Annotated in this window: 21 protein-coding genes and 2 pseudogenes; 11 read left to right on the top strand and 12 right to left on the bottom strand. The window is 67.1% G+C overall.

Annotated features, from left to right (window positions below; translation table 11 throughout):
* The first annotated feature begins 137 nt into the window (after window positions 1-137).
* From ACHMW8_RS23005 to ACHMW8_RS22995, 3 genes are all read left to right on the top strand, one after another.
* Window positions 138-1184, top strand: coding sequence for an ArdC family protein (locus ACHMW8_RS23005; RefSeq protein ID WP_395443849.1), 1047 nt, complete (start codon window positions 138-140; stop codon window positions 1182-1184).
* On the top strand, window positions 1181-1618 hold the full coding sequence (locus tag ACHMW8_RS23000) for a DUF2958 domain-containing protein (RefSeq protein WP_395443848.1): 438 nt from the start codon (window positions 1181-1183) through the stop codon (window positions 1616-1618). Before ACHMW8_RS23005 ends, ACHMW8_RS23000 begins: the two co-directional genes overlap by 4 nt.
* Before the next feature lie 128 nt (window positions 1619-1746).
* On the top strand, window positions 1747-3546 hold the full coding sequence (locus ACHMW8_RS22995; protein ID WP_395443847.1) for a ParB/RepB/Spo0J family partition protein: 1800 nt from the start codon (window positions 1747-1749) through the stop codon (window positions 3544-3546).
* Window positions 3547-3809: 263 nt separating this feature from the next.
* Here ACHMW8_RS22995 and ACHMW8_RS22990 read toward each other — a convergent pair whose 3' ends face one another.
* From ACHMW8_RS22990 to ACHMW8_RS22975, 4 genes and pseudogenes are all read right to left on the bottom strand, one after another.
* Window positions 3810-5099: an arsenic transporter gene (locus tag ACHMW8_RS22990; RefSeq protein WP_395443846.1), complete on the bottom strand. Its 1290-nt coding sequence runs from the start codon at window positions 5097-5099 to the stop codon at window positions 3810-3812.
* Complete coding sequence (arsC, locus tag ACHMW8_RS22985) at window positions 5096-5509, bottom strand: arsenate reductase (glutaredoxin) (protein WP_395443845.1); 414 nt, start codon at window positions 5507-5509, stop codon at window positions 5096-5098. Before arsC ends, ACHMW8_RS22990 begins: the two co-directional genes overlap by 4 nt.
* Window positions 5510-5540: 31 nt before the next feature.
* Window positions 5541-6080: an arsenate reductase ArsC gene (locus ACHMW8_RS22980; RefSeq protein WP_395443844.1), complete on the bottom strand. Its 540-nt coding sequence runs from the start codon at window positions 6078-6080 to the stop codon at window positions 5541-5543.
* Window positions 6077-6447 (bottom strand): annotated as a pseudogene (locus ACHMW8_RS22975) (ArsR/SmtB family transcription factor). The gene ACHMW8_RS22980 and the pseudogene ACHMW8_RS22975 overlap by 4 nt, the downstream one beginning before the upstream one ends.
* A 56-nt stretch (window positions 6448-6503) precedes the next feature.
* On the opposite strand from ACHMW8_RS22975, the gene arsH reads away from it, so the two are divergent.
* Together arsH and ACHMW8_RS22965 are read left to right on the top strand one after the other, a co-directional pair.
* Window positions 6504-7247, top strand: a complete 744-nt coding sequence (arsH, locus tag ACHMW8_RS22970; protein WP_395443843.1) for an arsenical resistance protein ArsH — start codon at window positions 6504-6506, stop codon at window positions 7245-7247.
* Window positions 7244-7753: an arsinothricin resistance N-acetyltransferase ArsN1 family A gene (locus ACHMW8_RS22965; RefSeq protein WP_395443842.1), complete on the top strand. Its 510-nt coding sequence runs from the start codon at window positions 7244-7246 to the stop codon at window positions 7751-7753. Before arsH ends, ACHMW8_RS22965 begins: the two co-directional genes overlap by 4 nt.
* 57 nt (window positions 7754-7810) lie before the next feature.
* Here ACHMW8_RS22965 and ACHMW8_RS22960 read toward each other — a convergent pair whose 3' ends face one another.
* The 3 genes from ACHMW8_RS22960 to ACHMW8_RS22950 all read right to left on the bottom strand — a co-directional run bounded on the left by ACHMW8_RS22960 (window position 7811) and on the right by ACHMW8_RS22950 (window position 9225).
* On the bottom strand, window positions 7811-8371 hold the full coding sequence (locus ACHMW8_RS22960; protein ID WP_395443841.1) for a hypothetical protein: 561 nt from the start codon (window positions 8369-8371) through the stop codon (window positions 7811-7813).
* Between the two features lie 245 nt (window positions 8372-8616).
* Window positions 8617-8850, bottom strand: a complete 234-nt coding sequence (locus tag ACHMW8_RS22955; RefSeq protein WP_395443840.1) for a hypothetical protein — start codon at window positions 8848-8850, stop codon at window positions 8617-8619.
* 204 nt (window positions 8851-9054) lie between these two features.
* Window positions 9055-9225 carry a hypothetical protein gene (locus ACHMW8_RS22950; RefSeq protein WP_395443839.1) on the bottom strand — a complete coding sequence of 57 codons (171 nt, stop codon included), beginning with the start codon at window positions 9223-9225 and terminating at the stop codon, window positions 9055-9057.
* A 420-nt stretch (window positions 9226-9645) separates the two neighbouring features.
* Between ACHMW8_RS22950 and ACHMW8_RS22945 the strand changes: the two genes are divergently transcribed.
* Window positions 9646-9969 (top strand): DUF736 domain-containing protein, encoded by a 324-nt coding sequence (locus ACHMW8_RS22945; RefSeq protein WP_395443838.1) that lies wholly within the window; start codon window positions 9646-9648, stop codon window positions 9967-9969.
* Here ACHMW8_RS22945 and ACHMW8_RS22940 read toward each other — a convergent pair.
* Both ACHMW8_RS22940 and ACHMW8_RS22935 read right to left on the bottom strand, forming a co-directional pair.
* A complete protein-coding gene (locus tag ACHMW8_RS22940) occupies window positions 9966-10130 on the bottom strand; it encodes a hypothetical protein (RefSeq protein WP_395443837.1) in 165 nt (54 codons plus the stop codon). The two genes, ACHMW8_RS22945 and ACHMW8_RS22940, sit on opposite strands and share 4 nt — an antisense overlap.
* A gap of 67 nt (window positions 10131-10197) precedes the next feature.
* Window positions 10198-10560 (bottom strand): hypothetical protein, encoded by a 363-nt coding sequence (locus ACHMW8_RS22935; RefSeq protein ID WP_395443836.1) that lies wholly within the window; start codon window positions 10558-10560, stop codon window positions 10198-10200.
* Between the two features lie 324 nt (window positions 10561-10884).
* Between ACHMW8_RS22935 and ACHMW8_RS22930 the strand changes: the two genes are divergently transcribed.
* Window positions 10885-11229, top strand: coding sequence for a DUF736 domain-containing protein (locus ACHMW8_RS22930; RefSeq protein WP_395443835.1), 345 nt, complete (start codon window positions 10885-10887; stop codon window positions 11227-11229).
* Window positions 11230-11235: 6 nt separating this feature from the next.
* Here ACHMW8_RS22930 and ACHMW8_RS22925 read toward each other — a convergent pair whose 3' ends face one another.
* The gene (locus ACHMW8_RS22925; RefSeq protein ID WP_395443834.1) at window positions 11236-11766 is read right to left on the bottom strand and encodes a helix-turn-helix domain-containing protein; all 531 of its coding nucleotides are present in this window, start codon (window positions 11764-11766) and stop codon (window positions 11236-11238) included.
* Between the two features lie 418 nt (window positions 11767-12184).
* Between ACHMW8_RS22925 and ACHMW8_RS22920 the strand changes: the two are divergent.
* A pseudogene (locus tag ACHMW8_RS22920) lies at window positions 12185-12281 on the top strand (GntR family transcriptional regulator); the annotation flags it as partial.
* 1041 nt (window positions 12282-13322) lie between these two features.
* On the opposite strand, the gene ACHMW8_RS22915 reads toward ACHMW8_RS22920, so the two are convergent.
* Window positions 13323-13502: a hypothetical protein gene (locus ACHMW8_RS22915; RefSeq protein WP_395443833.1), complete on the bottom strand. Its 180-nt coding sequence runs from the start codon at window positions 13500-13502 to the stop codon at window positions 13323-13325.
* Window positions 13503-13562: 60 nt separating this feature from the next.
* Between ACHMW8_RS22915 and ACHMW8_RS22910 the strand changes: the two genes are divergently transcribed.
* The 3 genes from ACHMW8_RS22910 to ACHMW8_RS22900 are packed head-to-tail and all read left to right on the top strand — an operon-like array spanning window position 13563 to window position 15790.
* Entirely contained in the window at window positions 13563-13970 is a 408-nt protein-coding gene (locus tag ACHMW8_RS22910) for a lasso peptide biosynthesis B2 protein (protein ID WP_395443832.1), read from the top strand.
* A 3-nt stretch (window positions 13971-13973) separates the two neighbouring features.
* Window positions 13974-14525, top strand: coding sequence for a hypothetical protein (locus ACHMW8_RS22905; protein WP_395443831.1), 552 nt, complete (start codon window positions 13974-13976; stop codon window positions 14523-14525).
* The gene (locus tag ACHMW8_RS22900; protein WP_395443830.1) at window positions 14522-15790 is read left to right on the top strand and encodes an asparagine synthase-related protein; all 1269 of its coding nucleotides are present in this window, start codon (window positions 14522-14524) and stop codon (window positions 15788-15790) included. The genes ACHMW8_RS22905 and ACHMW8_RS22900 overlap by 4 nt, the downstream gene beginning before the upstream one ends.
* Here ACHMW8_RS22900 and ACHMW8_RS22895 read toward each other — a convergent pair.
* Window positions 15715-17871 (bottom strand): alpha/beta hydrolase family protein, encoded by a 2157-nt coding sequence (locus ACHMW8_RS22895; RefSeq protein WP_395443829.1) that lies wholly within the window; start codon window positions 17869-17871, stop codon window positions 15715-15717. The two genes, ACHMW8_RS22900 and ACHMW8_RS22895, sit on opposite strands and share 76 nt — an antisense overlap.
* Between the last annotated feature and the right edge of the window lie 167 nt (window positions 17872-18038).

Below are 18038 nucleotides of genomic sequence, written 5' to 3'. Positions count from 1 at the left end.
GCGGGCCGTCTCCTCCACTGGCGTTCCGGCCCTTCGGGTGCCGCCGCCCGCTCAACCGGGCCTCTTCGGTCGCTCTTCGCCGCCCACCCCCCTTTCCGGGGAAAGGATGTGGGCTTGGGGCGGTGAGGAGGACAGCCATGAGCACTTCCCGCCAACGCCGCGCGTCGGCAAAGCCCGGCTCGGTCCGGCCCGCCAAGGCGCCGCGCGAGCCCCGCGTTAGTCTCTACGACGAGGTCACCGGCGCCATCATCAGCCAGCTGGAGGCCGGGGCCGCGCCCTGGGTCAGGCCCTGGCGCAAGGGCGTGGGGGCCGCGCCCGGCCTGCCGCGCAACGCCACCACCGGACGGGCCTATTCGGGTGTCAACATCCTCCTGCTGTGGGGCGCGCTGATCGAGCGCGGCTATGGTCGTCAGGCATGGCTGACCTTCCGGCAGGCCCAAAAGGCGGGCGGGCAGGTGATGAAGGGAGAACGCGGCACGACCTTGGTCTTCGCCGATCGCTTCACGCCCAAGGCCGAGGCCGAACGCGCGGCCAAGGCGGGCGAGGCGCCGGGAAGCGTGCTCTTCCTCAAACCCTTCACCGTCTTCAACATCGCCCAGTGCGAGGGCTTGGACGCCCTGGCGCCGGAAGGACCGCCACCGCCCGAGCGCGAGATCATCCCCCACGTCGAGGCGCTGATCCTGGCCACGGGCGCGGATTTCCGCATCGGGGGAGACGAGGCCTATTACGCCCCCGGACCCGATTACGTCCGCGTGCCGCCGCAACCGGCCTTTACCCATCAAATCGACTACTACCGCACGGCCTTGCACGAGTTGTCCCACTGGACAGGCCACCGCTCGCGCCTGGACCGCGACCAGACTGGCCGGTTCGGCTCCAAGGCCTACGGCTTCGAGGAGCTGGTGGCCGAGCTGTCGGCGGCGTTTTCCTGCGCCGCCCTGGGCGTGTCGCCCACCGTGCGCCATGCCGACTATCTCGGCGCGTGGCTGGCCATCCTCAAGGAGGACAATCGCGCCATCTTCCGCGCCGCCGCCAAGGCCAGCAAGGCGGCCGACTTCCTGCTGGCCTTCGACCCGCGTCGCACGGACCTCGCGCCGGGCGCGCAGACGGCGGACCCCGACGTCGGCGACGCCGAGACGGCGGACCCTGCTTGCGGGGCGCTCGCCAGCCTGGAGGCGGTGGCATGAACCCGCGCGTCCCCAAGACAGGCGACCTGATCCCCCCCAACCTGATCCCTAGGGACCTGATGTCCCGGCTGATCGCCAACGGCATGAACCTGAATGAGGCCGAGGGGCGAACCTGGGACCCGGTCCCGGTCCTCAAACTCTTCAACCCGGTCGGGCCGGGCCGCTGGCTTATCACCGAGATCGCCCAGGACGCCGATAGCCTCTTTGGCCTCTGCGACCTCGACCAGGGCTGTCCCGAACTTGGCTATGTCAGCCTCGACGAGCTTGAGGCGATCAGGCTGCCCTTCCGCGCCCGCATCCTGCGCGACCCGCATTTTGTCGGTCACGTGCCGATCTCGCGCTGGGCCGCGCTCGCGCGCCGCTTCGGCTCGATCGCGACCGCAGAAGGCGCCGTTCAAGTCCTGATGTCGGTCCCGAGAGGCCGCCCGAACTGATCCCGCCATCTGGCCGCCGGACCTTGGTCCGGCGGCGGCCAGCGCCCGCCCTTGCGCGCGCCCGGCCGCGTGGATCAAGCCTCAAAGCCCACGCGGCCGGTTCACCCCAGCGCGAACGGAGACCTCCCATGCGCGTCACCCATGCCGACCCCCGCAACCTCACTCTGTCCAAGCTCAACATGCACTATGGCGAGCCGGACCCCGACTGCTCCGACATCCTCGGCTCGATCCGCCAGAAGGGCGTCCTGGTGCCGCTCATCGTCCAGGAGACCTTCAGCGACGGCGCCATCGTGCCCGGCCACTACGGCGTGGTGGCCGGACGCCGCCGCTGGCTGGCGACCCTGTCCGTCATCGCCGAGGGGATCGACGTCGACGACTTCAACGTCGTCGTGCTCGATCCTGACGACGACGCCGCCGCCATCGAGGCCTCGCTGCTGGAGAACATCGCGCGCCTGCCGCCGGGCGAGGTGGCCCAGTGGGAGCGGTTCGTTCAGCTCATCCGGCTTGGCCGGACCCCGGAGGAGCTTGGCGTCACCTTCGGCCTCTCCGACGTGGTCGTGCGGCGCATCCTGGCGCTGGGCAATCTGATCCCGCGTGTGCGCAAACTGTACCGCCGCGAGGAAATCGACGTGGCCACCACCCGTCAGCTGACCCTGGCGACCAAGGCCCAGCAGAAGGCCTGGCTCGACCTCTTCGATGACCCGGCCCAGCGCGAGCCGCGCGGCGCTAACCTCAAGGCCTGGCTGTTCGGCGGCGAAGCCATCCCTGCCTCGCGGGCGCTCTTCAAGCTCGACGACTATCCCGGCGCGATCATCGGCGACCTCTTCGGCGAAGACAGCTATTTCACCGACCCGGCGCTCTTCTGGCGTTTCCAGAACGAGGCCATCGCCGCCCAGGCCGAGGCGCTGAAGGCGCAGGGCTGGACCGATGTCGAGGTGATGGAAGCTGGGTCCTATTTCGCCAGCTACAACCATGTGCGCACGCCCAAGGACAAGGGCGGCAAGGTCTTCATCAGCGTCACCCACCACGGCGCGGTGGAGGTGCATGAAGGTTGGCTGACGGCCAAGGAGGCTCGCCGCGCCGAGGCCGCCGCCAAGTCCGGCCAGGACGGGCAGGCGGGCGGCGAGGCGGGCGGGGAGGGCGCCAAGTCCGAGCGGGCCGAGGTCACCCTGGCCCAGCAGACCTATATCGACCTGCACCGCCGCGCGGCCGTCCGCGCCGTCCTCACCGAGCATCTCGACGTGGCCTTGCGCCTGATGGTGGCCCACGTCCTGGCCGGGTCTCGCTACTGGCGCGTGGAGAGCGATCCGCTGGGCGCGGGCTCGCAACTGGCCGCCGACAGCCTCGCCGCCAGCGCCGCCGAGACCAAGTTCGCCGCCGAACGCTTGCGAGTGCTCAAGCTCCTGGGCGCCAGCGGCGACGGTGAGGTCGTCTCGCGCGGCTATGCGGGCGGGGTCTCGGCGGTCTTCGCCAAACTCCTGTCCCTACCGGACCCCGACGTCCTGGCCATCGCCGCCGTCGTCATGGGCGAGACCCTGGCGGCGGGCTCCATCGAGGTCGAGGCGGCCGGGACCTATCTGGAGGTGGACATGGGAGCCTTCTGGACCCCGGACGATGCGTTCTTCGACGGCATCAAGGATCGCGAGGCGATCAACGCCATGCTGCGCGAGGTCGGCGGCAAGAAGGTCGCCGATGGCAATGTCACCGAGAAGGTGCGGACCCAGAAAGCCATCTTGCGCGACTTCCTCGACGGCACGGGCGACCGGCCCAAGGTCGAGAAGTGGACGCCGCGCTGGCTGACCTTCCCGGCGGGCGCCTACACCAGAAGGCCGTTCCCGCCCGCGCAGCGGGCCAAGGTCGTGGCCCCGCTGCTCAAGCGGGTGCGGGCGCTGGAGGTGACGTCCGGCGCCGACCAGCCCGCCGCGTGAACCGGCAAGGTCTGCGTTCGATGGCCGGACGGGCATGCTCGTCCGGCTTTCCTTATGCTTGGCCTGCAGCCTAATCCTCGGTGCGCGCTCAAGATCCACTCTTGGCGAGCTTAGGGCTTCTCGCGCTGGAGCGCCCTAGCCCAATTCCACATTCAGCCCAGACGTCGTTCGAATCGTGTTCGGGGCACCTATGTCAGGAGTTTCCCGCAGTTTCCTGAAGGTGCCTTCTGTTTCCCTCAGTGGTCGGAAGTTGGCGGCCGGCGCTATCGCCCGAGCGTCAGTCGCAGAGCCAAAGCCGCCAACGTGATCAACAAGATCGGCGTCGTCAGCACGATGCCGACCTTGAAGTAGTAACCCCAAGAGATCTTGATCCCTTTGGCGCTCAGCACGTGCAGCCAAAGCAGCGTCGCCAGTGATCCAATCGGCGTGATCTTGGGGCCGAGATCGCTGCCAATGACATTGGCGTAGATCATCGCCTCTTTCACGGCGCCTGTGGCGCCGCTGGCGTCGATTGACAGGGCACCGACCAGGACGGTGGGCATGTTGTTCATCACCGATGACAACAGCGCCGTCAGGATGCCGGTCCCGAAAGCTGCGCCCCACACCCCGCCCTTGGCGAAGTGATTGAGCAGACCCGCGACCTGATCGGTGAGGCCAGCGTTCCGCAGGCCATAGACAACCAAGTACATGCCCAACGAGAAGATCACGACCTGCCAGGGCGCGCCCTTGAGCACCTTGCGGGTGCTGATGACGTGGCCACGGCCGGCGACGGCCAGAAGCACCACGGCGCCGACCGCCGCTGTCGCGCTGACCGGCACGCCCAGCGGCTCCAGGGCGAAGAATCCGATCAGCAGCAGGGCCAGCACGAGAAAACCCGCCTTGAAGGTCGCCTGGTCCTTGATGGCCTCGCGCGGCGGTTTCAGTTGACCGGCGGCATAGGCGGCGGGGATGTCGCGCCGGAAATAGAGCAGCAGCGCGCCGAGCGTGGCGGCGATGGCCGCGAGGTCGACCGGGATCATCACCGAGGCGTAACGGGCGAAGCCAATTTTGAAGAAGTCGGCAGAGACGATGTTGACGAGGTTGGACACCACCAGCGGTAAGCTGGCCATGTCCGCAATGAACCCCGCCGCCATAACGAAGGCCAGGGTTGCCTTGTCCTTGAAGCCCAGGGCCATCAGCATGGCGATGACGATCGGCGTCAGGATCAAGGCCGCTCCATCGTTGGCGAACAGCGACGACACCGCCGCCCCCAGCAGGACGATCGAGGCGAACAGCAACCGCCCCTTGCCGCCACCCCAGCGCGCGACGTGCAAGGCCGCCCACTCGAAGAATCCCGCCTCGTCGAGTAGCAAGCTGATGATGATGACGGCGACGAAGGCGCCGGTGGCGTTCCAGACGATCTGCCAGACCGTGGCGATATCGCCGAGATGGACGACGCCGGTGGCGAGGGCCAGCACGGCGCCGATAGTCGCGCTCCAGCCGATGCTGAGACCCTTGGGCTGCCAAATGACCAGGGTGATCGTGAGCAGGAAGATCAGGAGCGCGAGGATCACAGGACGACGACTTCGCCGTCTTCCTTGGTGAAGCTCGCTGGCTTGCGGTCGAGGAGATCGAGCACGACCTCCGATGGGCGGCAGAGCCTGACGCCCTTGGGCGTGACCACGATCGGGCGATTGACCAGGATGGGGTGGGCGACCATGGCGTCGAGGATTTGTTCCTCGGTCGCCGTCCCGCCCAGCAGGCCCAACTCGGCGGCGGGCGTGCCCTTCTCGCGCATCAACTGGCGGAAGGTCAGTCCCGCCTCGCTGGCCAATTCCCGCAGTTGATCGTGGCTCCAGCCGGCCTTCAGATATTCGATGATCTTGGGCGTGTAACCGGCCGCCTCGACCATCGCCACGACGTTGCGTGAGGTGCCGCAGGCAGGGTTGTGGAAGATGACGATCGGGAAATCGGCGTCAGACATGGCTCACCAAGGAAAAGCAAAGCGATAGGGATCAGGCGACCGAGGAGTCGGGCGCTTTTGACTGGCCGATCTCGTCGAGACGGCGTTGCAGCGAAAGGCGGTCCAGCGACGCCATCGGTAGCGCGCAGAAAAGGGTGATGCGGCTGTTGAGCTGGCGATAGGCGTCGGCGAATGCCAAGGCGATTTCCGCTTCGGTCCCTTCGGTCGAGCCGGGATTAGGAATACCCCAGTGGGCGGTCATCGGCTGGCCCGGCCAGATCGGGCAGACCTCGCCGGCGGCGTTGTCGCAAACGGTGAACACGAAATCGAGGTCGGGGGCGTCCGGATTGTTGAGGATCGCGAACTCGTCCCAGGCCTTGGACCGCAGGTGGTCGGTCTTGTAGTTCAGGTGTTGCAGGAGGCTGATCGCTCGGGGATCGAGAACGCCGCTTGGTGTCGAGCCAGCCGAGAAGGCCTTGAAGCGCCCGGCGCCGACCCGGTTCATGATCGACTCGGCCATGACCGAGCGCGCCGAGTTGTGGGTGCAGAGAAAGAGGACGTTGAGCGGGCGGTGGCGGGTGTCGTCGGTCATGCCGTCTCCAGTTCGGTAAGGCAGGTTCCATCGCAGTCGGCAGCCTTGGCGACGATGTCGCTCAAGGGCGCGCAGATCTCGGGGCGCCGTTGCAGCAGTCTTCCATCAGGAAGCCGAGCAAGCCGGTCATGGCCGCGTAGTTGGCGCAGTAGATGATCGAGCGGCCTTCGCGGCGCGAGGTGATCAGGCCCGCGTGCGACAACACGTTGAGGTTCGCCGAAAGGCTATTGGGCAACATGGCCAGTCGCCGCGCGATTTCGCCCGCCGCGATGCCGGTCGGGCCGGCCTTGACCAGCAGGCGGAAGATCGCCAGTCGCCCCTCATGGCCGAGGGCGGACAGGCTTGCGGCGGCGGCTTTCGATTCCATATTTCCAATATGCTGGAAATATGAGACGGATCAATGACAATTGTTGGAGTAGCTTGATGACCGAGTTTCCCGCTTTGCAGCCGCAGTTCCTGGCGCCGACCGACCAGGCCAAGCTGGAGGTGAAGGCCCCGTCCACCCACCCGCCGCGTATTCTGCTGCTCTATGGCTCGCTGCGGGAGCGCTCGTTCAGCCGGCTGCTGACGCAGGAGGCCGCGCGCATCCTCCAGGCCCTGGGCTGCGAGACCCGGATTTTCGATCCTCGCGATCTACCGCTCCCTGACGCTACCGGGCCTGACCATCCCAAGGTCCAGGAGCTTCGGGCGCTGTCGCTTTGGTCGGAGGGCCAGGTCTGGTGCAGCCCCGAACGACACGGCGCGATCTCGGGCATCATGAAGTCCCAGATCGACTGGATTCCGCTGGAGATCGGCAGTGTCCGGCCGACCCAGGGCCGGACCTTGGCGGTGATGCAGGTTAGCGGCGGGTCGCAGTCGTTCAACGCGGTCAACGCCCTGCGCCTGCTGGGGCGTTGGATGCGGATGATCACCATCCCCAACCAGTCGTCAGTGGCCATGGCCTACAAGGAGTTTGGCGACGACGACCGCATGAAGCCGTCCGCCTACTACGACCGCGTCGTCGATGTCATGGAGGAACTGGTGAAGTTCACGCTGCTGACCCGCGACCGCGCCGCTTACCTTGTCGATCGCTACAGCGAGCGGAAAGCCGATGGACGAATTGCTGAGCACGTCGAACTTGGCGCGGCGGCGATGAACCACGAAACGCAGAAGGCCGAAACGGTATGACCAAGCCCGAACTGACAACGCGGACCGCCACGGTCGCCGACGCGCCCGCGATCGTCGAAATCTACAACGAGGGGATCGCGGATCGGATCGCCACCTTCGAGACGTCGCCGCGCGCCGTCGATCAGATCCTGGGTTGGTTCGATGATCGCCACCCCATCGTTGTCGTCTTGGACGAGGGCGGCCAGATCGCTGGCTACGCCGCCACGTTCTCCTACGCCGACCGTTGCTGCTACGCCGGCATCGCCGAGTTCTCGGTCTATGTGCGACGGGCCAATCGTGGTCAAGGCGTGGGCGCTGTGGCCATGACGGCGTTGATCGAGGAGGCGGCAAAGGCTGGGTTCTGGAAGCTGCTGTCCCGCGTCTTCGTCGAGAACAAGGCCAGTCTGGCGCTGCTGCGGTCGGTCGGTTTCCGCGAGGTAGGTGTTCATGAGAAGCACGGCAAGCTGGACGGCGTCTGGCGTGATGTAGTCGCCGTCGAGAAGGTGCTGGAAGCCAATCTCGCCTAGGCCAAAAGGCAAGGCGCCCGCCTCCAAAGAGGCGGGCGTCCCGTCTAACCTCGTCGCCTAGATCAGCAGCAAGGGCCGCCGTTGCAGCAAGCCGCGCCAAGGGCGCAGCAGGCTTGAACGGCTTTGGTCACGGCATCCGGTGCGGCGGCGTAGGCGGCCGTGGCGGAAGCCAGCAGCATGAAGGCTGCGGTCGAGAAGATGCGTTTCATGGTAATTTTCCGATTTCAGATTGATGGGATTTGCGTCTGAACTCGGTGTCACCGGGGCGGGGGAAAGCTCCGGGGCCAATACGCGCCCTGGCAGCCGTAAGAAGATCATCGGCGCAATAGGCGCGGAGCCGATCTCAGCCGGGCCGATGATCAAAGCTTCAGGCGCGACAATGACCTGACAGGCGATCACACACGCCTCGGGGCACAGCGTTTTCTTGCTCTGGTCATGGCAGGGCATGTCCTCGCAGCAATCGCTCCTGGGCATGGCGGCGACGGAAGGCATGGCCGGCGCGGCGAATAGCAGGAGAGCGCTCAGGAGCATCAGCCCCCGCGCCCACCAGTTCGATCCTGTCGCCCTTCGCGCCATGCCCTTGTTGTACCTTCCTCGCGAGCCAAGGGAAGCGATCATGAGCTCGTAAGGGAGAGGCGATCATTGCGGCAATCGTATCAGCGCCGCAGTTTTCCGGCGGCCAGGAGTTTCCCGGGCTTTTCCTTTGATTGCCGCAGGGAGGCGTTGACGGCGTCCGACTTGCGCTTCAGATCGCCAGCGCCCACTCACAGTTCTCACAGGCGTCCGTATCAGCGCCGCGGTCACATCCAGGCGGCTTCTGACGATGCGGCGCCTTGCCGGCGGCCCGGTCGGCCGATTTGGGCTTAGCCGTTCGAGAGGCGGAAGCGCTTTGGCTCTGACCAGGCCGAGGTGTCGGGTGCGATGATCTCGAAGCCCCGAGTTCGGAGCCGTTCGATCGCCGTCTCGTCCAACTCGCTGATCCGCAAAAGGTCGTCCCAGCAGCGATAGGGCCGCCAGAACGCGATCGTGCGCGCCAGCAGCGGGTCCAAGCCCGCGTCGGCGATGTCGTGCGGGCTGGCGCTGTTGAGGTCAGGCATCGGATTGAAGAGCTCTCCGAGGGTTCGCGCGGTTCCTCGCTCTTGTTGATCCTGATGACCTGTGACCTGAAAGCTTCAGCGCGCCCTGGCGGATAGACCGCCGCCCGCGCCCTCGGGCCTTGGCCATGGCGTCTGCCGCCTCAAGGATCTCGCCCCCGCGCCGGGTGGCGCGAGGGCGGATTTGAAGGCTTCGGCCTCCGGGTTTCAGATCAGGGCGAGGACGTCGTCGTCGTCCGAACCGGCGGTCCAGCCCGGCTGGCGCTCGACGACGTGGGAGCCATCGTCGGCATGGGAGAGGTTCAGGGTCACGGCCTCGTCGGCGCGGGCCTGACCGACATTGATCCAGCCAGCGCCCAGGCCGACCCCGTCGGCCACGACCCGATGGTCGGGACGTCGGCGACGGGCCTGTCGCGAGACCCGCTGACATCGAGATCGACATCGATGCGCATCGCCTTGAGCAGGCCCTGGAAGGCGCGGGCTTGCGAGCGGACGACAGCGCCAAGCTCGCCATGGCGGCTTGCCTTTTGCCTGTTCCACCCGAGGTCGATTTCCGAGCTGTGTGTGAACCCTATGGGGCGTCAAGTCCGGCCCGAACCGCCGTTCCGTAAGCTTTTTCCCCGCCGCCGCCCTGCGGTCGGCGCCTCCTCGCGGACGCTGCGCTCCAAAAACCTTCCGGCCCGTCAGTCCTTCGCTGCGCTGCGGCCCTTAAAGGGTCAGCCGGCCTCTTAGCCACCCCATGCGGCGGGTCCACGCTCGGGGATCGGCCCCGGGCGGAACAGGAAAAAGGCATACACCATGGCAACGCTTGGCACCGTCACCCGCTCGCAAACCGGCGCCTTCAAGGGCACGCTCAAGACGATGCGCATCCACGCCGACATCGACATCATCCCGGTCCGCGAAAAGCCCGTCGCCAACTTCCCCGACTATCGGGTCGTGTCCAACGGGGTCGAACTGGGCGCGGGCTGGATCAACGTCGGTCAGGTCAGCGGCAACGAGTACGTGACCCTGAACCTTTCCCACCCCGACGTTGGCCCCAGCGTCATCAAGTGCCAGCTGGGCCGGGCCGCCGGCCAGGACGACGACGACGTCTTCGCCCTGATCTGGAACCCAGAGGCCTAAGACCTCAGATCCGCCCTCGCGCCACCCGGCGCGGGGGCGAGATCCTTGGCGCGGCAGACGCCATGGCCAAGGCCCAAGGGCGCGGGCGGCGGCGAAACGCAGGGGGCGGCGGCCAGCGCGCTGGCCCCGTCCATCACGGCCAGGACGCCGGGCATGGCCATGAAGCGCGCGCCGCGCGCAAAAGCGTGAAGGGCGCGCGCGCACGCGACTTGCCGAGCTTTGCGCTGCTCACGCCGCCCGCCCTTCGAACGCGACGACGACGCCGTCGCTATCGCCTGTCTGGGGGAAGTCAAAGCGCAGCGGCGGCGCCTCGATCCGCGCGCCTTCCGGCACGAGCGGCGCGCGCGCTGCGGAAAGATGCACCAGCACTTCGTTCATCCCCTGGGAGATGGCATGGCTCCAAATTTGGTGATCGGGGCCGGCGACGCGGCTGATGTCCTGCGCCTCTTCAAGGCAGAAGATCGTGCGCCCGCCGTCGGCGTCGCGACGCGAGAACGCAAAGCGCCCCGCGCCGCGCGCGAAGCGTCCATCGTGGTGATTCAGGCTGATGAACCACCGCCCCTCGATCATCACCGTCCCGCCCATATCCATGGACAGCCCTCCCGATTCCCGTTCCTCGGAGGGTAGGGAGACTTTCCGATTCTTTCCCAGAGGCTGTCTTTCGGGGGCGGAGATTTCCGGTGGATTGAGCGATGAAAGCCTTTGCGCGACAAGGGTTTGCGCGGTCCGGACGGACGCCTCCAAACGCCCGCCGGGCGTCCAGGATCAGGTCCGCGAAGCCTGGTCCTGTCGCTGCTCCCCACCAGCGTCAGGGCCGCGGCGGCCCGGCCATAGCGCGATCCTCCCCCCATCGCCCGGCCGGGCCGCCATCTGGCGCCCACCAAGTGGAGACGGCGGGCTTTCGGAGATCCCAAGATGTCGGTCATCGGTCATTTCCGTCGCGAAGGCGACGGGTTCGTCGGGCGCGTGGCGACCCTGGCGCTGGACGCGGCGCTGAAGCTGGTTCCGGCCACGCGCGGCAACGCCAGGGGGCCGGACTACCTGGTCATGCTCGGTGAGAACGAAGTTGGCGCCGCCTGGCGCGCCAGTGACGCCAGCGGCGCGCTGCTCAACGTCAAGCTCGACGATCCGGCCTGGTCCGAGCCCGTCAATGTTCGGCTGATGGCGGCCGAGGACGGCGCCTTGCCGCTGACCTGGATCCGCCGGGCCGAGGACAAGGACAAGCCCGGTGACAAGGCCGCGCCGCCACTGCCCGACTAGAACGGATCAGCTGTCGTCCTCGTCATCGCGCGAAGGCTCCTCATAGGTCTTGGCGATGGCGCGGGCGATGTAATCGTCGATGCTGGCGTCCTGCCGCTCGAAGTGCTTGCGGATCTGCTCTTCGATGTGGCGGAATCCAGCGACCCACAGGGCGGCGGGCACGCGCGACAGTCTGGGCCCGAACGCCGTGTGGAGGTCTCGGGTCAGCACAAAGAACGCCGTCGCCATCTTGTTATCCATCAGCAGCAGCGGCAGTTCAGGCCAGTTGTACTGCACCCCCAGATGGATGGCGTTGGCGTCGGTGTTCGTCGCCTTGGCGAACAAGCGCACCTTGTTGAAGTCGTAGGCCCGCGTCCCGCGCTCGAAGTCGGAGTAGGTCCTGATCGGCATCGCCATGGCCGCGGCGACGTCCTCCTGCGACATGCCGCGCTCCTTGCGGAGCATCTCGAGGATCTTGGAGAGCAGGCGCCCCTGACGAGCCAGGGCCGTCTTCGGAGCGGCGGCCTTTGACTTGGCGGCCTTGGTTTTGGCGGCCATCGGTTACTCCACGCCACATAATCAACCTGAAGGCTAGTAGTCCGACAATTACGTGCGACCGCAACCATTTTGGCGTGTGTCGGCCGTCCGACGGCTGAGCGAGCCGCTTCAAACCCGACTTTTCATGGGGCCTTTGGTCTTTGCGCCGAAAAGCTGCGTGAGGACCGGCAAGATATTGCCTTTTACCGGCAGCATTTCAGCGGCCCCTGTTTGGAAGGTTGCGCGTTCCTCGGACTGTCCACAGCCCAATCGGCCGAGGCGTCCAGCGGGGTGCGATCTTGTTGGACGCGGGCCGGGCGGCGGCACGAGGCTCCAAGGTCAAACCTGGAGACTTGGCGGTGGGCAGAGACCGCGACCCTTTCGAAAGATCCTTGCAAGCCTTGCGCGCGCAAGTCACCGACGCGGGCCCCCTTCAAGGGCGCCTTTGCCGGTCAACGCGATCGCCGCAAGGCTTGGGGTAAGCCCCACGCCCGTGCGCGAAGCCTTGTCTCGTCTGGCGGGTGAGGGTCTCGTCGCTCATACGCCCGCCGGCTATGCGGGCGTGATCCATGACGCAGCCTCGCTGGCGGGTGTCTACGGCCTGGCCGGCATTCTTGGCTTGGCGCTGGTGCGCTCGCGCGAGCCGATCGCGCCAGCGGGGGAGGGACCTGTCGAGATGCTTCTGAGCCTTGCCGCGCAAGCCGACAACCTCGCCTTGGGCGCGGAGTTCCGGCGCGTCCTGGCGCAGATCGCGCCGTTTGCCCATGCCGAACACGCCTGCCTTTCGCCCGAAAGCTGGCCACCCGAAGCTGGCGAGATCGCCGAGCGCGTCCGGCGCTACTTCGCAAGGCGCGTGCGCCGCAGCGGCGCGATCCTGGGGGCGGCGATCGCCGCGCATCTCGGACCGCAACTATAGATTTGAAAATAGATCGGCGCGGGCCGCTCGATGGGGGGCCGCAATCACGCGGCGAACCCGCATCCAAAAGGAGATTGCGATGCGCACCACCTTCAAACTGATCGCGCTCGGTTCGGCCAAGACCCTGACCCTGGCCGGCGACATCGAGCTCGTGCCTGAAGACATGACCGGCAAGCTCTACTCGGGCGTTTGACGGCGTCGGCGAACAGGCGCCGAAACGCGCCCGTCGCCCGTTCCTCAAACGCCCTTGATTGGAGAAGCGTCCATGATCGTTCGACGGATCGATCTCGGCTCTTCGAAAGCCGCCACGTGGCATGGCGACCGCCTGATCCGCGAGGCGTCACTGGCCCCGGGCGCGACCTTGCGTCGTCGGCCGAGGGGCGCCGGGCTCGGCAAATATAGATTTGAATATAGTTCTCGGCCGTCGCCTCCTTGAGTTGTCGTCGCATTCCGCGATCGATCCAAAGAGGAGAGACCATCATGACCCAACGCCTGATCCGCGTCGGCTCGGCCAAGAAGCTGACCGAAGGCTCCGACGGCCAGACCTCGGAAATCGTGCTGCCGCGCGAATTCCAGAACGCCTGACCCGGTCGCCGGCGGGGTGCGCTCGCCCCCGCCGGCGGTTGGCCTTCGCCCACGGAGATTAAGCGTGTGTCTTCATCTACCTGAGCCCGTCCACGCCACGATCATCGATGATGACCTGGTCTTCCTCGACATCGACGCGGACGCCTATTTCTGCCTCCCACTTCCACCGGGCCTGGCCCGGCTGGACGGTAGCCGGATCGACACGGAAGACGACTTGCTCGCGCAGGAGCTGGTGGCGGCGGGCTTGGCAGAGCATGGAACGCTCGAAAGCCTACGCGCTCGACCGCCTCGCTCGCCCACACGCACGGCACGGCAAATGCTTGAGAGCCAGGAGGGCGGAAAGGCCCGTATTCGCGGCAAACATTTTCTGGCCCTGGCGCCGGCCGTTCGCGCGGCGCTGACGTCTCGCAGCCGCACCTTCCGCCAGCTGGTCCAGGACCACGCGGGCGCCAAGCCGAGCGAAGCCGGGGTGGATCTGCCCGCGCTCCTCGCCGACCTCGCCGTCTGGCGACGGATATCGCCCTGGCTTCCGCTCGACGGGGCGTGCCTCTTTCGCAGCGGCATGCTGGCCGCGTTCCTGGGCACCCTGGGTCACCGGACGACCTGGGTGTTCGGCGTTCGCACCTGGCCCTTCCAGGCCCATTGCTGGCTTCAGGTCGAGGACGTCGCGCTCGACGACGAGGCCGAACGACTCTGCGCCTTCAAGCCTCTCCTAGGCGTTTGAGCGATGGCTTACTTGGCCCTCACTCATCCTGGCGGCGTCAGCGCCGCGCCTTTCGACGACATGGTCCTGGACCTTGAGATGCGCGGGTGGCGCAAAGCGGCGGCCGCCTACGGCTTGGCGGTCCTGGTCAGGGATGCGGCCGCGCCGCAGGTCCAGACCCTGGGCGACTGGAGGGGCGCGGTAGGTGTTCTTGTCGGCGAAGTGTTCGATCGCCGTGCCCTCGACGAGGGGGAGGCGCGCCGCCTTGATCTCGGACCGCTCAGCCACACGGCCAACGAGGAGCCACGCGCCATCGCGCCGCTGTTGGCCGAGCAGGCCTTCGGCGACTATGTCGGCGTGGTGCGTGAGCGTCATGGCGGCGGGGCCGTTGTCTTCTCCGATCCACTGGGCGGGCGACCCGCCTTCGCGTGGTTTCGAGATGGCGTGACCATCATCGGAGACGAGCCGCCCGAGGGCCGCGCGGCGCCCATCGGGCTCAAGATCGACTGGCCTGGCGTCGCGGCCTTGATGAGTGACCCCCGCCGAATGGGCGCGCGCCCCTGCTGCAGGGCGTGACCTGGATTACCCCCGGCGTCTGCCGGCACGGACCGCGGCTGGCGCGCGAGGAGGTCGTCTGGACGCCGGCGTCCCGCGCCCGTCGCGGGCCACGTCGTGGCGACGAGCAAGCCCTGCGGCGCGCCGTGGACGGCGCGCTGCGGGCATTCCTGATCGATCGCCAGAGCGTACTCTGCGAGATCTCCGGAGGGTTGGATTCGGCGATCGTGGCAAACAGCTTACGCGCGGTTGGCCGGCCCGCCGACGCGGCCCTGAACTTCTATCGCGGTCAGGCCGAAGCTGATGAGCGCGTCTACGCCCAGGCGGCCGCTGATCTGGCCGGAACCCCGCTGCGTTGCGTCGAACGTCAGTTGCTCGGTCTTTCGGTCGAGAGGCTGATGTCGGGCGCGGCCGCCTTCAGGCCCAACTTCGAGATCCTGGACACCGACTTCGACGATCTGGCGCTCGAAGCGATCGCCCAGATCGGGGCCGACATCACGTTCACGGGTCACGGCGGCGACGTCGTCTTCTACCAACTATCGGCGGCGGACCTGGCGGGCGACCTGCTGCGCGGCGCGCCCTGCGAAGGCAACCGTCTGACGCGTCTGGCGGAGGTCGCGCGGCGAACGCGGCGCTCGGTCTGGAGCCTTGTCGCCCAGGCCGTGCGCGGCAGGCCAAGCCGCGCCGTGGCGGAGCTGATGACCGTGCCCAAGATCCTCGCGCCGCCACGCTCCGAGGGCGATTGGCATCCCTGGGTAAACGACCTCAAGGGCATCGCGCCAGCCAAGGCCGCGCAGATCCGAGGCCTGGCCCTGACGCAGGGACTGTTCGCCCACACGCGCAGAGGCGCAGCGGCCCGTCTCTGTCACCCGCTGCTCAGTCAGCCGGTCGTTGAAGCGTGCCTGGAAACCTCGACGCCGATCTTGAGCCAGGGGGAGGGCGAGCGAAGCTTCGCGCGGCGCGTCTTTCGAGACCGGCTGCCCGAGATGATCTTCGCTCGCCGCTCCAAGGGCGACATCACCGTGTTCCTCGGCCGCACCCTGGCCAAGAACGTCCCCATGCTGCGGGACTTTCTCCTGGACGGACGTCTGGTCGAACAGGGCGTTCTAAAACGCCAAGACCTCGAGGCCGTCTTGAGCCCCGAGGTCCTGATCTTCCGCAATGCCTATTCCGAAGTGCTGACCGCGACCGTCCTTGAGGCTTTTGTCCGCTATTGGGAGGGCCGCGACGCGGTGGCCTCGGACATCGGCGCCGTGAGCGGCGTTGCGGCCGAGAGCGCGGCCTGAAGGAAAGAGAACGATCGACGGTAGACGTCGCGGACATTGCCAGGGGATTGAACCACGTGACCTTCGCCCTTGTAGGTCAGCAACTCGACCGGCTTTCCTTGTCGGTAGAGGGCCGCGAACATCCCCATCGACTTTTCCGGATCGTAGTCAAAGTCGCCCTGGATCAGAAGCACCGGGGCGGTGATCCTGTCGGCCTGCAGCAAGGGACTGGCGTCGACGTAGCGCTGCACCTGCTGCCACGGCGGACCGGCCAAGCGCGCCTGGCCGGTCTCGGACCACCCGAACATCGTCGATGGCAGGAACTGAGTCTCCGGGACCGCGATCGCGGCGGGACCTTGAGAACCCCAGTAGGAAAAGAGGTTGGTGGCTCCCGACGAGGCGATCACCGCCTTGAAGCGGGGTGACTGGGTCGCGGCTACCAACGCGCCATAGCCGCCGTAGCTGTGGCCCCACACGGCGAGTCTGGTCTTCGAAAGGCCGGGGTCGGCCGCCAGGGCTGCGTCCACGGCCGTCAGCATGGCGTCGGCCATGCCGACTTGCGGCGCCGCGTCAGCGGGTATCGGCATGCTGGGGACGAGCACGGCATAGCCTGCTGCGACCATGAGACGGATATTGGTGGTGAAGGCCCGTCCATCGCCGGAGGCCGACGAAGGCGGTGCGAGATAGTTGCTGCCGGGGTAGGGCACCACGATCACGGCGCGGTCGTCGCCGGGACCGTGGTTGGCGGGGGTGTAGAGCCAGCTTGTGACCTGCTCGCCGCGCGGCGTTCGATGGACGATGGGGCGAGGCGGCTGAAGGTCGACGGCCGCGAGAGCCGGATTGACCGTCATCAGGGCGCGAGCGGCAAGCCCATCGCGCAGCAGGCTTAGAGTCGCAACGCCTTGCGGGGTCTTCGAGAGGACCAGACTCGCCCCGTCGCGCGACAGCGCCAGCAGGGTCGCTCCGGACGGCGTGGCCGAGCTCGGACCCCAGAGGCCCGTCGCGCTGAGCGTTCGCACGCCTCGCGCCGTCTCGATCTGAAGACCCTGAGGAAGGTCGCCCGAAAGCGCCGGCGGGGTGACGATCCTGTGCGACGGATCGACTACCGGGCGGGTTGGGCCATTTCCAAGGCGCAGCAAGCCATCCTTTGTCCGGACCAAGAAGCCCCCAGGCGACGGCGCGACGCGACGTGCGCCTTCGACCTTAAGCGCCCCAGTAAGCGGTTGGATCTGGGCGCCAACACGCCACCACTTCACCTGCTCTTCCTGATCGTGCTGAGCGAGGACCGCCGGCGCGCCATCCACCCAGCCGGCGTCGGCCTGCAAGGTCGGTGTCGTGCCCCCGACCACGTTCAGGGTGGCCGGGGCGAGATCGGTCGAGAGCTTGGTGGACCTGCCATCAAGGTCCACACGCCAATAGCGGATGTCTCGCCAGTCACCCGACTTGGCCTCGTCTGGACGGGCGGTGATCAGCACCGCTCGACCGTCGGGCGCCCAACTCATCAGCGTCGAGGCCATGTCGCAGTGCGCGCAGCCGGTGATGGTCCGCCCGGTGATCAGATTGACCAGAACCAGGCGTCGCCGGCGGTCGAAGAGACCGTTTTGGGCCAAGGAGGCTGGATCCATGGCGACCGGTTCCTGCGCCGAGATCACCGAGGCCGTCCCGCCGCCAGGCGCGATGGCCAGCTCCATGAATGGCCCCCGGGCCAAAACTCGCTGTGCTCCGGTCGACACATCAAAAGCAATCAGGTCAACGTCCGGCCAAGCGGGATTTTGCGACGCTCCGGGGCCGCCAGCCAGAACGGTGACGCTGGGCTCGCCCGCTTGCGCGGCCGCCCAGGCCGACGTTGTGCGCGCCTGCGTTTGCCAGATCTTGTTCAGCCACATGGAGGGCGTCTGTGGCGTCGTCGTCAGCGCGACGACCTCGTCATTGTTGCGCCAGCGGGCGAGGCTGGCCGCCCACTCCAGTTCGACCCCGCGTCCCAACCAGCGTACCGCGCCCGTAGAGAGGTCGGCCACGCCCAGCTCGTTGGTATGGTCGACGAGGCGATAGACGATCAAGCGTCGGCCGTCGGGCGAGAGGGCGCCGAGGCTTTCGCCCACGCCCTCGGGCGACGACAGCAGCCGACGGGGTGGTCCGCCAGCCTTGCCGTCGACGACGTAAAGGCGGCCGGTGCGTTGAAGGGTGAAGGAACTCCATGTCCCAGCGGCCGGCCGCCGTCAGGGGACCTTGAACCTCGAAGACGACGTTGCGGCCGTCTCCAGAGAAC

The organism is Caulobacter sp. UC70_42 (genome assembly GCF_044056025.1).
Taxonomy (GTDB): Bacteria; Pseudomonadota; Alphaproteobacteria; order Caulobacterales; family Caulobacteraceae; genus Caulobacter.
The sequence above is the reverse complement of the archived record's forward strand: the minus strand, read 5'-3'. Positions and strand labels throughout refer to the sequence as shown.

Coding starts and splice junctions, on each gene's coding strand:
- ACHMW8_RS22960 (WP_395443841.1), bottom strand. CDS start 8,371: ATGATCGCTTCCCTTGGCTCGCGAGGAAGGTACAACAAGGGCATGGCG.
- ACHMW8_RS22980 (WP_395443844.1), bottom strand. CDS start 6,080: ATGACCGACGACACCCGCCACCGCCCGCTCAACGTCCTCTTTCTCTGC.
- ACHMW8_RS23005 (WP_395443849.1), top strand. CDS start 138: ATGAGCACTTCCCGCCAACGCCGCGCGTCGGCAAAGCCCGGCTCGGTC.
- ACHMW8_RS22930 (WP_395443835.1), top strand. CDS start 10,885: ATGTCGGTCATCGGTCATTTCCGTCGCGAAGGCGACGGGTTCGTCGGG.
- ACHMW8_RS23000 (WP_395443848.1), top strand. CDS start 1,181: ATGAACCCGCGCGTCCCCAAGACAGGCGACCTGATCCCCCCCAACCTG.
- ACHMW8_RS22910 (WP_395443832.1), top strand. CDS start 13,563: ATGCTTGAGAGCCAGGAGGGCGGAAAGGCCCGTATTCGCGGCAAACAT.
- ACHMW8_RS22925 (WP_395443834.1), bottom strand. CDS start 11,766: ATGGCCGCCAAAACCAAGGCCGCCAAGTCAAAGGCCGCCGCTCCGAAG.
- ACHMW8_RS22905 (WP_395443831.1), top strand. CDS start 13,974: ATGGCTTACTTGGCCCTCACTCATCCTGGCGGCGTCAGCGCCGCGCCT.
- arsC (WP_395443845.1), bottom strand. CDS start 5,509: ATGTCTGACGCCGATTTCCCGATCGTCATCTTCCACAACCCTGCCTGC.
- ACHMW8_RS22915 (WP_395443833.1), bottom strand. CDS start 13,502: ATGCTCTGCCAAGCCCGCCGCCACCAGCTCCTGCGCGAGCAAGTCGTC.
- arsH (WP_395443843.1), top strand. CDS start 6,504: ATGACCGAGTTTCCCGCTTTGCAGCCGCAGTTCCTGGCGCCGACCGAC.
- ACHMW8_RS22945 (WP_395443838.1), top strand. CDS start 9,646: ATGGCAACGCTTGGCACCGTCACCCGCTCGCAAACCGGCGCCTTCAAG.
- ACHMW8_RS22995 (WP_395443847.1), top strand. CDS start 1,747: ATGCGCGTCACCCATGCCGACCCCCGCAACCTCACTCTGTCCAAGCTC.
- ACHMW8_RS22965 (WP_395443842.1), top strand. CDS start 7,244: ATGACCAAGCCCGAACTGACAACGCGGACCGCCACGGTCGCCGACGCG.
- ACHMW8_RS22935 (WP_395443836.1), bottom strand. CDS start 10,560: ATGGATATGGGCGGGACGGTGATGATCGAGGGGCGGTGGTTCATCAGC.
- ACHMW8_RS22955 (WP_395443840.1), bottom strand. CDS start 8,850: ATGCCTGACCTCAACAGCGCCAGCCCGCACGACATCGCCGACGCGGGC.
- ACHMW8_RS22940 (WP_395443837.1), bottom strand. CDS start 10,130: ATGGCCATGCCCGGCGTCCTGGCCGTGATGGACGGGGCCAGCGCGCTG.